This window comes from Thermoanaerobaculia bacterium (assembly GCA_035717485.1).
Taxonomy (GTDB): domain Bacteria; phylum Acidobacteriota; class Thermoanaerobaculia; order UBA5066; family DATFVB01; genus DATFVB01.
In genome coordinates this window covers 1-15747 of record DASTIQ010000197.1, presented here as the reverse complement: position 1 = coordinate 15747, position 15747 = coordinate 1, and the positions used below count along the sequence as shown (strand labels likewise).

The window sequence follows — 15747 nt, the reverse complement described above, 5'->3', positions numbered from 1 at the left end:
GCCGGCGGAGGAGCTCGCCGAGTCCGGGTCCGAAGGACGCGACCGCCCGGTCTCCTTCGGAGACGCGGTGGGGGTCGCGGCGGTGCGACCCGACGATTCTCGGCCGCGGGACCCGGATGTCTGCCGCCACGCTCGAAATCTACAGCAACTCGTTGGATTGGGTGGGGGGCTTGACTATGATCGCGCGATGTCCCTTCCGAGCGATGCGCCGTCCCGCGGCGCGATCGAGAGCGCCGCGCGCGCGAAGACGCGCGATGACCTTCGGGACGCTCTCGCCCCGCGGCGGGGAAATCTGACGCTCCTGGAGGTCGCCCGGCTCGTCGAGCGGCTGTCGGAGATCGACCCGTCGCCGCCGCCCTTGAAGATCGCCCTCGTGCGCGGCTATTCGACGGAGCTCCTCCGTCCGTACTGGGAGCTCGAGCTGCGGCTGGCCGGGTTTCGGCCGGAGATCCACGAGGCTCCGCTCGGCGCCTTCTTCACCGATGCGGGGGAGAACGCGCCGCTCGCGCGCCATCGTCCCGAAGTGACGTACTTCCTCCTGCGCTGGGAAGACGTCGATCCCGCGTTCGGCCGACCGGTCATGACGCTCGGCGAATCCGAGCGGGACGCGCTCGCCGACTCCGCCTCGCGCCGCGTCGCGGAATGGCTGGCCGGGTTCCGCGCGTCGCTCTCCGGTCCGCTGGTGGTGAGCTTCCTGGCGAAGGAGGCCGGCCCGGAACTCGGTCTGGCCGACGCGAACTCGCCCGTCGCCGAGCGCGCGTTCCGCGAGCGCCTCAAGACGCGGCTCGTCGACGGTTTCCGACGAGCCGTTCCGTCGGCGTATTTCTTCGACATGGACGAACTCCTGGCGGAGCTCGGGCGGGAGAATGCGCTGGATCCGCGCCTCTGGTATTCGGCGGGATTTCCCTTTTCCGTCGCGGGAGCGCAGACGCTCGTCCGCCGCCTCGTTCCCTTCGCCGTCCTGCCCCGCCTTCCGCCCGCCAAGTGTCTGGTCCTCGACGCCGACAACACGCTCTGGGGAGGCATCGTGGGAGAGGCGGGGATCGACGGAATCGCGCTCGGTCCCGAGTATCCCGGCTCCGCGTTCGTCGCGTTTCAGAGGCGCCTGCTCGATTTTCGTTCCCGGGGCTTCCTGCTGGCCGTCTGCAGCCGGAACAATCCCGCGGACGTGTACGAGGTTCTGGACCGGCATCCGAATCAGATCCTCCGCCGGGACGCGTTCGCCGCCTTCCGGATCGGCTGGGAGCCGAAGTCCGCGGCGCTGGAGGGGCTCGCCGCGGAGCTGGGGCTCGGGCTCGACTCGCTGGTCTTCGCCGACGATTCTCCGCAGGACGTCCTGCTCGTCCGCCAGCAGCTTCCCTCGGTGACCGTGCGGCGCGTTCCGGCGGAACCCGCCCGGATTCCGGCGTGTCTGGACGACGAGTGGAGGCTCGAGACCCTGCACGTGTCGGCCGAGGACCGGGAACGGACGGAGCTCTACGTCCGGGAGAGCCGGCGGCGAAGCTTCGCCGCCGCCGCGCCGTCGTTCGACGACTACCTTCGCTCCCTGGAAATGGCGATGACGGTCGCCGCCGACGATCCGGAACGCGCCGCCCGGATCGCGCAGCTCACGGCGAAGACGAATCAGTTCAACCTGACGCTGAGGCGGCACGACGAAGCCGAAATCCGGCGGCGGATGGAAGATCCCGATTCGCTCGTCGCCCACTTCTCGCTCGCCGACGTCTTCGGCGACAGCGGAGTCGTCGGGGTCGCCATCGTGACCTCCGTGAGGAGCGCGACGCCGGAGATCGACACGTTCCTCATGTCCTGCCGGGTGATCGGCCGGCGCGCCGAGACCGCCTTCCTCCGGTGGCTGGTCGCGCGCCTCGCCGCGGGCGGGGCCGCCGCCGTGCGCGCGCGTTTCGTCGCCGGATCGAAGAACGCGCTCGTCGCCGACTTCTGGCGCGACCACGGGTTCCTTCCGCGTGACGACGGCGGATGGGAGCTTCCGCTCGGCGGCGACTGGGAGCGCGGATTTCCCGCCGCTCCGGTGCGGGTCGTCGAAACGGGGTCGCGGTGACGGAGACGACGGACGATCGCCTGCGGCGGGTCGCGGCGGCGGTCTTCCGCCTTCCGCTCGAGGGCGTGGCGGCGGACCTGCGCGAGGGCGAGACCCCCGGCTGGGACTCGGTCGGCCAGCTCATGCTGATGCTCGCCGTCGAGGAAGAGTTCGGCGTGACGTTTCCCGTCGAGGACCTGACGCGTCTCCGCGGCCTGCCGGAGATCGGGGCGTACCTGGAGGGACGAACCGCCTCCTGACCGTCCGCCGGGGGCTCAGCGGCGGCGAGCCGCCGTGAAGAGGGTCACTCCCGCCGCGACCGCGACGTTGAGCGATTCGACGGGTGCCGCGAGCGGAATCGTGTATTTTCGATCCAGCAGCCGGTGGATCTTCGTCGAGAGCCCCGATCCCTCCGAACCGAAGACCCACAGGATCCGTTCCGGGAGCTCGGCCCCGAAGAGGTCCTCGCCTCCGCGCCCGACGGTTCCGCAGATCGCCCGGCCCGCCGTCCGGGCGCTCTCCGCGGCGAGCCGGAAATCGACGCTCGACGCCGCCGGCAGCCGGAGGAGGCTTCCCGCCGAGCCTCGCAGCGCCCGGGGGTGAAACAGGTCCGCCGAACCTTCGGACACGAGCAGGCCGGCCCCGCCCACCGCTTCGACGACGCGGGCGACCGCGCCGAGGTTGCCCGGGTCCTGGACGCCCTCGAGGTAGACCGCGTCGCCGTGCCGGGCGAGGATCTCCGCGGCCGGCGTTTCCTTCCGGCGGGCGAGTCCGACGACGTGCTGCGGCGTCTTCGCCTCGCAGAAGCGGGCGAGGACTTCGCGGGCGACGGGGGTCGGTTTCTGTCCGGAGAGCCGCGCGAGGCGGCCCGGCCGCACCCCGGCGTCGTGGAAGATCTCCTCGAACGAGAATCCCGCGCCCGCCGCGTCGAGGACGAACTTCTCCCCCTCGAGGACGAACAGGGTTCCGTCGTCGCGCGCGCGCAACAGCGACTGCACCCTCGCGTTTCGCGGCGACTCGATCACTTTTCCATCCTAGCGCGGACCGTCCCCCTTCGCTCCGACGAGCGACGGAGGATTCGCGCCGGTCTGCCCGAACCCGTCTTCCCACCCCGTCCCGCCGCGCCGCCGGGTGGTCTCGAGACGGCTCTCGCCCGGGACTTCGCGCGGGGGGGCCCGCGGCTGGTGACTCCGGGCAACCCGCGACTTCCGTTGTATAACCCGCCGGTGATCTCCGCACCCGACGAAAAGCCCCGCCGCCGCTGGGCCGCGTTTCCCGGGACGGTGGCGGCCGCGTCGCCGTGGTCCGCGCTCTGGACGTTCCCGTCGATGCTCGCGGCCGCTTTCCTCGTCGCCTGGGGCGCGGAGGCCGCCGAGTTCCTGATGTCCCAGGGGCTCGCGCTCGCGCTCCTCGCCTGGCTGCAGACCGCCCCCGAGTTCGCCGTCGAGGCCGTGATCGCGTGGAACGCCGGCAAGAATCCGTCGATGGTGCACCTGGCGATCGCGAATTTCACGGGTTCGCTCCGCCTGCTCGTCGGCCTCGGCTGGCCGATGATCTACGGGGTCGCCTGGTGGTCCTCGCGGAGAAAAGGGCTCCGGTACCGGGGCATCGAGCTCCAGGACCATCACTCGGTCGAAGTCGTCGGCCTGCTTCCGCCTCTCGTGTGGTTCGTGGTGATCGTCGCGAAGGGGAGCCTCGGGCTCTGGGACGCGCTGGTCCTCGGCGCCTGCTACTTCGTATATCTCGCCCTCCTCCTCCGGCTGCCGCCGCGCGAAGAGGACCGCGAGGAGGACGTCGAAGTCCCGCGGGTCTCCCGCTGGGCGCTCTCGTTCTCCGGAGCGGGGCGGTGGATGGCGGTGCTCGGACTGTTCCTGGGGGGAGGCGTCATCCTGTACTTCACCGCTCACCCGTTCCTGAACAGCCTCCTCGCGCTCGCGGTGTCGTTGGGAGTCTCCGAATTCGCTTTCGTCCAGTGGGTCGCGCCGTTCCTGTCCGAGTTTCCCGAGAAGGTTTCCGCGTTCCTCTGGGCCCGCCGGATCACGCGCGCGCCCGTGGCCCTCATGAACATGGTCTCGTCGAACATCAACCAGTGGTCGATCCTCTCGGGCCTGATCCCCGTCATCTACTGCTGGTCGCACGGATCCACCGCGGCCCTCCCGCTCGACCACCACCAGCGGATCGAGATCCTCCTGACGATCCTGCAGTCGTTCCTGGGGTGGCTGCTCCTCGCCTCGATGTCGCTGACCGGATACGAGGCGGCCGTGCTCTTCCTCTTCTGGCTGATCCAGTTCCTGCTCCCGTCGACGCGCGAGCCGATGATCGCCGTCTACGGCGCGTGGTGCGTGTGGGAGATCGCGCTCGCGGCCCTCGGGAGGAAGCGCTGGACCGCCTTCGGCGCGTTCGCGCGGACCTGGCGCGCCCGCCGGGCGTGATAAATTTTTCCGGTGAGGGATTCGGGCTCGCTCTTTCCCGGAGAACGCGGTTGAGGGGCGGCGCCCGCACCGCCGCCCGGCTGACGCGCCGGGCGCGGGAGATCCGTCCCTCGCCCACGCTCGGAATTTCCCGGACGCTCGCCGAAATGCGCCGACGGGGCGCCGACGTCGTCGACCTCGGGGTCGGCGAGCCCGATTTCCCGACGCCCCGCTTCGTCAAGGAAGCGGGCATCGAGGCCATCGAGGCCGACCGCACCCGATACACGGAGACGTCCGGGGAGCCGCCCCTCCGCGAAGCGATCGCGGCGAAGTTCCGGAGGCGCGGCGCCGACGTGTTCCCCTCCCAGGTCCTCGTCTCCGCCGGGGGCAAGCAGGCCCTCTTCAACGCGTGCCAGGTCCTCTTCGAGGAAGGGGACGAAGTGCTCGTTCCGGCGCCGTACTGGGTTTCGTTCCCGGAGATGGTGCGGCTCTCGGGCGCGGCGTGCGTCCCCGCGGTCACGCGCCGCGAGAACGCGTTCCGGCCGACGCTCGACGACCTGCTCCCGGCGGCGACGGAGCGCACCCGGGGCCTGATCCTGAACTCCCCGAACAATCCGACCGGGGCGGCGATCGAGCCGGCCGAGCTCCGGCGGATCCTCGAGTGGGCCCGGGATCGGAACGTCTTCGTGCTGTACGACGAGTGCTACGAGCTCTTCCTGTACGACGGCCGGCCGCACGCGTCTCCGACCGACACGTGGGCCGAGCACGCGGACCACGTCCTGATCTCCGGAGCGGCGTCCAAGACGTTCGCGATGACCGGATGGCGGCTCGGGTGGGCGGTCGCTCCGGCGGACGTGATCGCGGCGATGGCGGGGTACCAGAGCCATTCGACGTCGAACGCCTCGTCGATCTCCCAGGCCGCCGCGCTCGCCGCTCTGACCGAGCTCGACCGCGCGAACGAGTCCGTCGAGACGATGCTCGCCGAATACGCGCTCCGCCGGGAGCTCATCACCAGGGCGTTGAACGCCATCCCGGGGGTCGAATGCCCCGCCCCCGACGGCGCGTTCTACGCGTTCGCCGACGTTTCCACGCTCTTTCCGCGCTCCGGCGCGGCCGGGTCGGCCGAATTCGCGAAGCTCCTGCTGGAGCGCGGGGGAGTCGCCGCCGTTCCCGGGATCGCGTTCGGCGACGACCGCTACATCCGGTTCTCGTTCGCGGCCGCGCGGCAGGAGATCGAGAAGGGGATGGAGCGGTTCGCGGACTTCGTCCGTTCTCTTTAGCGCGCGCGGCGATCCATCGAGCCGGACGCGTGTCGCCCGACGTATTCGCCCCAGCGACGGTCAGCGCTCGCCCACGAGCACGGTGATCGAGCCCCCGGGCCTCGGCGGCTCGACCCCCGGGTGCTGAAAATAGAGGATGAACGTCCACAACCCCGGGGCGTCGAAGTCCCAGGAGAAGAAAAAGCGTCCGGCGGAGTCCGAGGAGAGGCGATGGACGCTGCGAATGCCGACGCCGCGTTCGCGGCTCCCTTCCGGCAGCAGCATCAGCTCAGCCGCCGGGTACGAGTACGAATCGCGGCCGTTCGCCTCGCGGCGGGAGATCGGCTTCGGCGCCGGCTCGCGGGCGACCGTCGCGTAGCGGAGCAAGAGCTCGGGAAGAGCGGCGCCGTCCACTTCGACCGAGGCGCGCCGCGCCTCGGTTCGAACGCGGAGCCGTTCGTACCCGCGCGACGTGAATTCCACCCCGAGGCGGAACTCGCCCCCCGCCATCGCCCATCCGATCCCGACGTGGGTCGCCGCCGGGTCGAGGACCGCGCGGCGGTGGCTGTCGCGGGGCGGGGTCTCCTTCATCATCTCGGCCTGTGCGCGGAGCGCGAGGCCCTGGGCCGTATCGTGCAGCGTCCCCGCGTCCGACATGAACGCGGCCGCGTTCTCGGCCCCCATCCCGAAATCGGCCGCCGCGGAAAGGCGGGCGTACGGCGGGAAACCGTCGAGCAGGAAGTGGCCGTCGGTCCTCTCCTCGACCTGGCGGCGCGTCGTGCGGCGGGCGGCCGATGCCGCGCGTTCGTCCCAAAGCACCGGCGGGAGGCCGTGGTCGCGCCGGTCGCGATTGATCCGCTCCCACAGGGCGGACGACACGGGATCGCGCGGGGCTTCTCCCCGGGGGAACGCGTCTTCCAGAGGCGAGGAGAGATCGGGCCGGAAGACCCGCAGCGAAGAGGGAGCGATCGCGCGGGCGGCGCAGGCGGCGAGGGCCGCGGAGATCGCGAGCGCGACGGCGGCCGCGCGGAATCGCATCGCGCGCGCCGTCAGGAGGCGACCGCGCGCCGGCCGGCGTCGACCCAGACGGTGAAGCAGCCGCCGGGCGCCGGTTCCCGCTCTCCCTTCCGCTGGAAGTAGAGGACGAAGGTCCACATTCCGGGCTCGTCGACCTGATACTCGAACGAGAACCGGCCGTGCAGCGAGGGGACGAGACATTTCCGGCTCGCCAGCCCGGTGGCGCTGAAGGGGGCCGCCGCCGGGAGCAGCGCGAAGCGCGGGTCCGGATAGGCGTAGGAGTGCCGCGAGTTTGCTTCCGACAGCGAGATCGGCGACGGGAACGGCTGCCGCGCGACCGAGACGTAGGCGATGCTCATTCCGGGGAGCGCCTGGCCGCGGACGCGGATCGCGGAGGCGTACCGCAGGAGAGGGGAGACGTCGAGGTGCGCGTACCGGCGGGAGACGAATTCTTCCGCCATGCGGAAGTCCGCGCCCGAAAGGGACCATCCGACGCCGACGTGCGTCGCCGCGGGATCGAGGATCGCGCGGCGATGGCCGTCCGACGGCGGCTTCTCCGCGAGCATCTCCCGCTCGCCGCGCAGAGCGAGCGTCAGCGGAGACTCGTCGATGTGGTCCCCGTTGGATATGTAGGCGACCGAGTTCTCCGCGCCCATCCCGAGATCGCCGATCCGCGACAGGCGCGCGTAAGGCGGGAGGCCGTCGAGAAGGAAGTGTCCGACCGTCCCCTCGCGGATCTGCTCGCGGGTGTACTCCGTCGCGAGATCGGCGGCTTTCTGGTCCCAGGCGACGGGGGGCAGCCCTTCGTGCGCCCGGTCCTCGTTGATCCGGGCGAAGATCGCCGCGGCGACCGGGTCGGCCGGCGCGCCCTCGGGCCACCCGTCGCTGACGGGCGCCGCCACCCCCGGCCGAGGGATCGAGAGCCGCCCGGCCGGCGCGGTCAGGAGGGCACAGGCGGAGAGGAGAAGAACCGACGGCCCGAAAAAAGAAAGCAGGCGGGTCCGCATGCGCCCTCTAGGATGCCATGCGGCCGGAGCAGGTCCAATCAAATTCTTGCCGTTTGCGGGGAAGGGACTCTTTCCGGCGCACGCCGGGCGCCTCTCTTCCCGGTGATAGCTTGAGCCGGCTTGAGCACCGTCTTCATCACCGGGGCGACCGGCTTCGTGGGGAGCCACGCGGCGCGGCTCTTTCTCGCGGAAGGGTGGAGTGTGCGGGCGCTCGTTCGAAACCCCGCGCGGCCCGGATTGCTTCCCCCGGGAGTCGAGATCGTCGCGGGCGGCCTGTCGGGCGGGAACCACCGGCGGTCGCTCGAAGGGTGCGATGCCGTCGTGCACGTCGCCGGCGTCACGAAGGCGCGGAATCTCGCGGAATACTCGGCGGTCAACGCGGAGGGCACGTCGGCCATGGTCCGGGCGGCCTCGGACGCGGCGCCCCGTGCCCGGTTCGTTCTCGTTTCGTCGCAGGCGGCGGCCGGCCCTTCGCGCGGCGGAGTGCCGGTCCGGGAAGGGGACCCTCCGGCGCCGGTTTCCTGGTATGGCATGTCCAAACTCGCCGGGGAGAACGCCGTTGCCGAGGGATGGAAGGGAAGCTGGTGCATCGTCCGGCCGTCGGTCGTCTACGGCCCCGGCGATCCGGGCCTTCGGCAGCTCTTCTCGGCGGTCGCCCGGGGTTGGGCGCCGATTCTCGCGGGCGGCCGCCGGCGAATCCAGCTGATCGGCGCCGCCGAGCTCGCCCGCGTTCTCCTGGCCGCGGCGACCCGGCCCGAGCTCTCCGGACGGCGGGGCTTCGCGGCGGGGCCGCCGGTCGCGATGGGCGAGCTGGTCGGCTACTCCGCCTCCCTCCGGCGACCCCCCGCGCGGCGCGTTCCGATTCCCGAGCTCGCGATTCGCGCGGCAGGCTGGATCGAGACGATGCGGGAGACCGTCACGGGGAAATCCCGCCCTTTCAACCGCGACAAGGCGCGGGAGATCCTCCAGCCGGAGTGGATCTGCGATCCGGAACCGTTCCTGCGCGACGCGGCGGCGGGAGACCTCGCTCCCTGGCGCGAAGGGATCGCGCGCACGATCGCGTGGTACGTGCGCGAGGGCTGGATCCCCGCGGCTTTCGGGGAATTGTAAATTTTGCTAAACTCCCAGTCGTCGGAGGCCGTCAGGTTCCCGCGAGGGTTCGCGGGCGAAGTCTCCGTGGAGGAGGGATGGCCGTGCAAAGACAGGCAGTCCCGGTGACGCCCGAAAAAAGGAAGGCTTCGGTCTTCGACAAGTGTCGGAGTTACGACGTGCCCGACCGCCTGATCGCGGCGGGCCTCTTCCCGTACTTCCGCGTCATCGAGTCCGCCCAGGACCCGGAGGTCCGGTTTGAAGGGCGGAACCTCGTCATGCTCGGCTCGAACAACTATCTCGGCCTCACGAACCACCCGAAGGTCAAGGAGGCGGCGGCGCAGGCCGTCGTCCGATACGGATCGGGGTGCGCCGGCAGCCGGTTCCTGAACGGGACGCTCGGCATCCACATCGAGCTCGAGGAGAAGCTCGCGCGTTTCATGGGGAAGGAGGCGGCCGTCACGTTCTCGACCGGCTTCCAGGTCAACCTCGGGGCGATCGCGTGCCTCGTCGAACGCGGAGATTTCGTCTACCTCGACAAACAGGACCACGCCTGCATCATCGACGGCGCGCGCCTCTCGTTCGGCATCACGAAGAAGTTCGCCCACAACGACGCGGCGGACCTTCGGCGGCTGATGGACGACGGCGGGCGCAAGGGACGCCTCGTCGTCGTCGACGGCGTCTTTTCGATGGAGGGAGACATCGCGAATCTCCCGGAGATCGTCGACGTCGCGCAGCAGTTCGGCGCCGGCGTGATGGTGGACGATGCGCACGGCCTCGGCGTGCTCGGGCGGCGGGGGCGGGGGACGGCCGAGCACTTCGGCCTCGAGGACGACGTCGACCTCATCATGGGGACCTTCTCGAAATCGCTCGCGTCGATCGGCGGATTCATCTGCGGGGACGCCGAGCTCATCCACTTCATCAAGCACCGCGCGCGCACGCTGATCTTCTCGGCGGCTCCTCCTCCGGCTTCGGTCGCCGCCGCCTCCGCCGCGGTCGACATCATCGAGCGGGAGCCGGACCGCCGCGAGCGGCTCTGGAAGAACACCCGGTTCATGATGGAAGGACTTCGGAGCCTCGGTTTCGACACCGGAGCTTCGGAGACCCCGGTGATCCCGATCATCGTCGGCGACGACATGCACGCGTTCGGGATGGCGAAGCGGCTGGAAGAGGAAGGGGTGTTCGTCAACCCCGTGGTCTCTCCGGCGACCGCGAAGGGGCGGGCGCTTCTCCGGACCTCCTACATGGCGACCCACACGGAGGAGCACCTGTCGCGGGCTCTCGACGCGCTCGAGAAGGTCGGCCGCGAGTTCCACGTCATTTGAAGCTCGTCCCCCTTTCCCGCGGGCGCCGCGACGTCTCCCGGTTCCTCGCGGTCCCCCACGCGATCTACCGCGACGATCCGAACTGGGTCGCCCCGCTGGAAGACGACCTGAAGAAGGTCTTCACCGACGCGAACCCGCTCTTCGAGCACGCCGAGATGCAGCTCTGGGTCGCGGAGCGCGACGGCCGGGACGTGGGACGGATCGCCGGCATCCTCGACCGGGCCCACAACGACTTCCACCGCGAGCGTTCCGCCTTCTTCGGTTTCTTCGAATCGGTCGACGACCCGGAAGTCTCCCGCGCGCTGTTCGAGAGAGTCGAGGCGTGGGCGAAGGAGCGCGGGATGGAACGGATCCTCGGCCCGATGAATCCGACCACGAACGACGAATGCGGCCTGCTCGTCGAGGGGTTCGATTCGCCCCCCGTCCTGATGATGACCTACAACCCCGAATACTACATGAAATTGTTCGCCGATGCCGGGCTCGCGAAGGCGAAGGACCTCCTCGCCTACAGGGTCGTCCTCGCGGACAAGCCGCTCGCGCGTCTCTCGCGTCTCTCGGCCGGCTTCGAGCGCCGCCAGCCGGAGCTCCGCGTGCGCCCGATCCGGAAGAAGACGCTGAAGGCCGACCTCACGAAGGTCAAGGAGGTCTACAACGCGGCGTGGGAAGAGAACTGGGGCTTCGTGCCGATGACCGACGGAGACATCGACTTCATGGCGGCCCGCCTGAAGCCCCTGCTGGTCGAGGACCTGGTGCTCCTCGCGGAGACGCCGCAGGAGCCGGTCGCCTTCATGATGTCGCTTCCCGACTACAACGAGGCCATGAAGCCGCTCCGCGGAAAGCTCCTCACGCCGAAGATCTTCGGCTTCCTCGCGTATCTCCTCGGATGGAAGAAGCCGAGGATGACGCGGCTCATCACGCTCGGCATCAAGAAGAGCCACCGCAACCGCGGGATCGACGCGGTGATGTTCGCGCACTCGCTGCAGGCGATGCTCGCGGCAGGGTACGAGGAGTGCGAGATCTCCTGGATCCTCGAGGACAACGTGATGGTGCAGCGCCCGATCGCGCTCTTCGACGGGGAGATCTACAAGAGGTATCGGATCTACGAAAAATCCGTCGCGTCCTAGCGGCGGATTCTTCCGTCGCGGGTTGCGGGTCGCGAGTCGAAAGTCCTCGGGACCTCCGGCGCGTCCGGCTCGCGACTCCTGACGCCTATTCCCGCACGGTCGTCCCGATCACCCCCGCCGCGGGCTCGCCGGCGGCGGCCTGCTGCGCGAGGATGAGGCGGCGGCCCTCCGTGCGGAGCGACGGCAGCTTCCAGGCGAACGCCGCCGCGCCGGCGATGCAGAGGACGCCGCCGCCCGCGACCGTTTCCGCGGCGCCGAACGCGTGCGCGGCGAACCCGGCCAGCAGCGCGCCGATCGGCGCCATTCCCATGAACATCATCGAATACACCGCCATCACGCGGCCGCGGAGCTCGTCGGGGACCATCGCCTGGATGAGCGTGTTGGAAGACGCCATCTCGACCATCAGCGAGTAGCCGACCGGGACGAGGAGCGCCGCCGAGACCCAGATCGTGTGGGAAAACGAGAACGCGATGAGCGCGGCGCCGAAGCCTCCGGCCGCGAGGGCGACCCAGCGGCCGAGGCCCGAAACCCCGCGGCGCAGCGCGAGACTGAAGGCGCCGACGAGGGCGCCGGCGCCCGACGCGCTCATGAGCACGCCGAGCGTGCGGGCCCCGCCGTGCAGCACGCGGTCGGCGAAGATCGGCATCAGGACGGCGTAGGGCATCCCGGCGAGGCTCACGAGGCCCAGGAGGAGCAGGAGGCCGGCGATCGGCCCGGTCGTCGCGGTGAACCGGAACCCTTCGGCGATCCTCCGGGCCGGCGACCCGGATCCCGCCGCGATCCGGCGGCGGGGGACGGTCATCATCAGGAGCCCGGCGATGACGGCGATGTAACTCAGCGAATTGATGAAGAAGCACCATCCCTCGCCGACCGAGGCGACGAGGATCCCGGCGACGGCGGGGCCGATGATCCGCGCCCCGTTGAACATCGAGGAGTTGAGCGCGATCGCGTTCATCAGGTCTTCCTTTCCCACCATGTCGACGACGAACGCCTGGCGGGTCGGGATGTCGAACCCGTTCACGACGCCGAGCAGCGCCGCGAGGAGGAAGATCTGCCAGATCTGGATGCGGTGGGTCAGCGTGAGGATCGCGTACGCAAGGGCCAGGAGCATCGCGGCGCTCTGCGTGAAGACGAGGGTGCGCCGGCGGTTGCTCTGGTCCGCCGCGGCGCCGCCGATCGGCGCGATCAGGAAGACCGGGATCTGCGCGCAGAAGCCGACCATTCCCAGCTTCGCGGCCGAGCCGGTCAGGCGGTAGACCAGCCACGACTCGGCGATCGTCTGCATCCAGGTGCCGACGAGGGAAATGATCTGTCCGGTGAAGAAGAGCCGGAAGTTCCGATGCCGGAGGGCGCGGAGAGCTTCCCCAAGTCTCGACATCGGACACCGATTATTCACGAACGGTGCCGGGAAACGAGTCCGCGGGTCGGTCCGTTCGCGAGTCGCGGTCGGAGAGTCGGTCTTGTCCTGGATTCCCGACGCGCGACTCGCGACTCGCCGGCTTCGTCTTGTCTACGTCGTGGTCCGGGCCGTTCCCGGTACCGAAGCCTCGCCCTGGATCCAGGCGTAGAGTCGTTCGCCGACGGGCAGCGCGACGAACGCGAGGGAGAATCCGGCGATCACGTCGATGACGTAGTGGAAGCGGCAGTAGATCGTCGAGACGATCAGGAGCGTCGCGATCGGAAGCCAGGCCCGGAAGAGCTTCCGGCTCTCGCGGAAGGCGACGAGCAGGCAGAAGACGGTCACCATCGTGTGCCCCGACGGAAACGCGTCGTCCTTCGTGTGCTCGAGCTCGTTGAGCTTTCGGGAGATGGTCCGCGAGACCGGCGTCACCTCGAGCGTCACCGACTGCTCGGCCGCCAGAGCCACCCTCGGCCCCTGCGCCGGGATCAGGAAATATCCGGCGTACGACAGGTAGAACGTGAAGGAGAGGGTGAAGATGAACTTCCGGGCCAGGGCCGGGTCCTTCCTCCAGAGCGTGATGCCGACGATGATCGGAAAGAAGTAGTACGTCGAATAGGCGAGAAGGAGGAGGTCGGTCAGCGGAGGCCACACGACGCGCTCGAGCCAGACGGTCGGATCGGTGTGGAAGATCGCCCGGTCCGCGGCGACGAGCCAGGCGTCCCGGCTCGGCCCCCGAAGCGCGGGAATCAGCACGCCGAGGCTCTCGTAGATCAACGGGATGACCGCCATCGGATAGAAGTTGACGAGGAGGCGCAGCGCGCGGCCGAGCTTTTCCTCGCGCGCGGCGAGCCCGGCCATGACGAGCAGGAAAACGAGCATCAGTCCGTAGCGGGCGAGCACCTCCCGCCACCCGGGCAGCCGGCCCGCCGCCGCGCACAGTCCGGCGATCCCGGAGAGGGCGAGGACGGCCGCGATGTTGACGATTTCGAGGGGACGGCGGGACATCACGGGATTTTAACACCCGCCCGACCGGCTTCGCCGGCCGCGCGGAGTAGAATCGGTTCCTTGAAATCGAGCCTTTTCCTCGCGGGAGCGTTCCTCGCCGGTGCGGTCGCGGCCGGAGCCCAGCCCCCGCGCCCTCTCGTTCTCGTCGCGCGGCTCGACGGGGAGATCCATCCCGCCGCCGCCGGGTTCGTGAAACGGTCGATCGCCGAGGCCGCGGACCGCCACGCGGCGCTCCTCGTCGTCGAGATCTCGACTCCCGGCGGCCTCATGACGTCCATGCGGGAGATCACGACCGCGATCGTGAATTCGAAGGTTCCGGTCGCCACGTTCGTCTCCCCGTCGGGAGCCCGCGCCGCGTCGGCGGGCTTCTTCATCCTCCTCGCCGGCGACTGGGCCGCGATGGCGCCCGAGACGAACACCGGCGCGGCGCACCCGGTCGGAAGCCAGGGCCAGGACGTGCCGGAGACGATGCGCAAGAAGGTCGAACAGGACGCCCTCGCCCAGATCCGCACGCTCTGCGCCGCGCATCACCGCGATCCGGATCCCGCGGAAAAGGCGGTGATGGAGAGCCTCTCGTACACCGAGACCGAGGCGCTGCAGAAGCGCCTCATCGACGCCGTGGCGCGCGACCCCGTCGATCTCTGCCGCCGGCTCGACGGGCAGACGCTCGTGCGCGCGAGCGGCGAGCACGTCGCGATGAATCTCAAGTCGCCGCGGTTCGAGACGGTCGAAATGGGCTCCGTCGAGCGCGCGCTCGGCGTGGTGTCCGAGCCGAACCTCGCCTACGTCCTCTTCCTGATCGGCCTCGTCGGGCTCTACTTCGAGCTCTCGCATCCGGGCGCCGTCCTGCCGGGCGTCCTCGGGGGCGTCTCGCTGCTGCTGGCGCTCTATGCGTTCTCCGTGCTCCCCGTGAGCTTCACGGCGATGGGCCTGATCGCGCTCGGAATCCTCTTCGTCGTCTCCGAACTGAAGTTCCCGATGCACGGAATGCTCGCGCTCGCCGGCATCGCGGTGTTCGTCGCCGGCTCCCTCCTCCTCTTCTCCGGGAACCGGTACGGCTACCGGGTGGACATCGGCATCGTCCTTCCGGGGGCCCTGCTCGCCGGAGGGATCCTCGCGGCGCTGTCGATGCGCGCCGTGGCGGTCCGCTCCCGGCCCGTCCGCACCGGAGCCGAGGGACTGATCGGGGAGAGCGGCCGCGCGATGACCGATCTCGCTCCCGCGGGGCGCATCCTCGCGCACGGCGAGTACTGGGACGCGCGCGCGGACGTGCCGGTCCCGTCCGGCGCGGCGGTGCGGATCGTCGGGAAGGACGGGTTCACGCTGATCGTCCGGCCGGCCGGCGGGTCCGGATCCTGAACACGGCCCGCGAGGGCCTCCGTCGAAAGGACGGTGCTCCATGATGATCCAGGGAACCATCGTCGCCGCGATCGTCGCGCTGATCGTGCTCATGAAATGGATCAACATCCTGAAGGAGTACGAGCGGGCGGTCACGTTCTGGCTCGGGCGGCTGTCCCCCACCCCGAAAGGCCCGGGATTCACGTTCATCTTCTGGCCGTTCGAGACGATGGTCCGGGTGTCGCTCCGGACGATCGTGCACGAGGTGCCGCAGCAGGACATCATCACGCGCGACAACGTCTCGGTGAAGGTCTCGGCGGTCGTGTACTTCCGGGTCATCGACGCCCCGAAGGCGGTCGTCGAGGTCGAGAACTACCTCTACGCGACGTCGCAGCTCGCGCAGACGGTCCTCCGCTCGGTGCTCGGCCAGGCGCAGCTCGACGAGCTCCTCGCCGAGCGCGACAAGCTGAACCTCGCGCTCCAGCAGACGATCGATCAGCACACCGAGCCGTGGGGCATCAAGGTGTCGATGGTCGAGGTCAAGCAGGTGGATCTCCCGCCCGAGATGCAGCGGGCGATGGCGATCCAGGCCACCGCCGAGCGCGAGAAGCGCGCGAAGATCATCCACGCGGAAGGGGAGTTCCAGGCTTCGCAGCAGCTCGCCGACGCGGCGAAGGTGATCGCCACGGAGCCGATGACGCTCCAGCTCCGCTATCTCCAGACGCTGACCGA

At 69.7% G+C, this 15747-nt stretch carries 14 protein-coding genes; 9 read left to right on the top strand and 5 right to left on the bottom strand.

Annotated elements, in window-relative coordinates:
* Nucleotides 1-187: 187 nt before the first annotated feature.
* Nucleotides 188-2059, top strand: coding sequence for an HAD-IIIC family phosphatase (locus tag VFS34_10550; GenBank protein HET9794893.1), 1872 nt, complete (start codon nt 188-190; stop codon nt 2057-2059).
* Nucleotides 2056-2298: an acyl carrier protein gene (locus VFS34_10545; GenBank protein ID HET9794892.1), complete on the top strand. Its 243-nt coding sequence runs from the start codon at nt 2056-2058 to the stop codon at nt 2296-2298. The genes VFS34_10550 and VFS34_10545 overlap by 4 nt, the downstream gene beginning before the upstream one ends.
* A gap of 15 nt (nt 2299-2313) precedes the next feature.
* On the opposite strand, the gene VFS34_10540 is transcribed toward VFS34_10545, so the two are convergent.
* Complete coding sequence (locus VFS34_10540) at nt 2314-3063, bottom strand: RNA methyltransferase (protein HET9794891.1); 750 nt, start codon at nt 3061-3063, stop codon at nt 2314-2316.
* Nucleotides 3064-3264: 201 nt separating this feature from the next.
* Between VFS34_10540 and VFS34_10535 the strand changes: the two genes are divergently transcribed.
* Together VFS34_10535 and VFS34_10530 are read left to right on the top strand one after the other, a co-directional pair.
* Nucleotides 3265-4470: a hypothetical protein gene (locus VFS34_10535; protein HET9794890.1), complete on the top strand. Its 1206-nt coding sequence runs from the start codon at nt 3265-3267 to the stop codon at nt 4468-4470.
* A gap of 50 nt (nt 4471-4520) precedes the next feature.
* The gene (locus VFS34_10530) at nt 4521-5729 is read left to right on the top strand and encodes a pyridoxal phosphate-dependent aminotransferase (GenBank protein ID HET9794889.1); all 1209 of its coding nucleotides are present in this window, start codon (nt 4521-4523) and stop codon (nt 5727-5729) included.
* Nucleotides 5730-5789: 60 nt separating this feature from the next.
* Here VFS34_10530 and VFS34_10525 read toward each other — a convergent pair whose 3' ends face one another.
* Both VFS34_10525 and VFS34_10520 read right to left on the bottom strand, forming a co-directional pair.
* The gene (locus VFS34_10525; protein HET9794888.1) at nt 5790-6746 is read right to left on the bottom strand and encodes a CAP domain-containing protein; all 957 of its coding nucleotides are present in this window, start codon (nt 6744-6746) and stop codon (nt 5790-5792) included.
* Between the two features lie 11 nt (nt 6747-6757).
* A complete protein-coding gene (locus VFS34_10520; protein HET9794887.1) occupies nt 6758-7732 on the bottom strand; it encodes a CAP domain-containing protein in 975 nt (324 codons plus the stop codon).
* A 120-nt stretch (nt 7733-7852) separates the two neighbouring features.
* Here VFS34_10520 and VFS34_10515 point away from each other — a divergent pair, with 120 nt between their 5' ends.
* From VFS34_10515 to VFS34_10505, 3 genes are all read left to right on the top strand, one after another.
* The gene (locus VFS34_10515) at nt 7853-8842 is read left to right on the top strand and encodes an NAD-dependent epimerase/dehydratase family protein (GenBank protein HET9794886.1); all 990 of its coding nucleotides are present in this window, start codon (nt 7853-7855) and stop codon (nt 8840-8842) included.
* 104 nt (nt 8843-8946) lie between these two features.
* Entirely contained in the window at nt 8947-10146 is a 1200-nt protein-coding gene (locus VFS34_10510) for a pyridoxal phosphate-dependent aminotransferase family protein (protein ID HET9794885.1), read from the top strand.
* Nucleotides 10143-11270, top strand: a complete 1128-nt coding sequence (locus tag VFS34_10505; GenBank protein HET9794884.1) for a GNAT family N-acetyltransferase — start codon at nt 10143-10145, stop codon at nt 11268-11270. The genes VFS34_10510 and VFS34_10505 overlap by 4 nt, the downstream gene beginning before the upstream one ends.
* A gap of 85 nt (nt 11271-11355) precedes the next feature.
* Here VFS34_10505 and VFS34_10500 read toward each other — a convergent pair whose 3' ends face one another.
* Both VFS34_10500 and VFS34_10495 read right to left on the bottom strand, forming a co-directional pair.
* Nucleotides 11356-12648, bottom strand: a complete 1293-nt coding sequence (locus VFS34_10500) for an MFS transporter (GenBank protein ID HET9794883.1) — start codon at nt 12646-12648, stop codon at nt 11356-11358.
* 132 nt (nt 12649-12780) lie between these two features.
* Nucleotides 12781-13677 (bottom strand): phosphatase PAP2 family protein, encoded by an 897-nt coding sequence (locus VFS34_10495; protein HET9794882.1) that lies wholly within the window; start codon nt 13675-13677, stop codon nt 12781-12783.
* Between the two features lie 60 nt (nt 13678-13737).
* On the opposite strand from VFS34_10495, the gene VFS34_10490 reads away from it, so the two are divergent.
* Together VFS34_10490 and VFS34_10485 are read left to right on the top strand one after the other, a co-directional pair.
* A complete protein-coding gene (locus VFS34_10490; protein ID HET9794881.1) occupies nt 13738-15036 on the top strand; it encodes a nodulation protein NfeD in 1299 nt (432 codons plus the stop codon).
* Nucleotides 15037-15079: 43 nt separating this feature from the next.
* A partial coding sequence (locus VFS34_10485) for a slipin family protein (GenBank protein ID HET9794880.1) occupies nt 15080-15747 on the top strand: 668 nt, incomplete at its 3' end.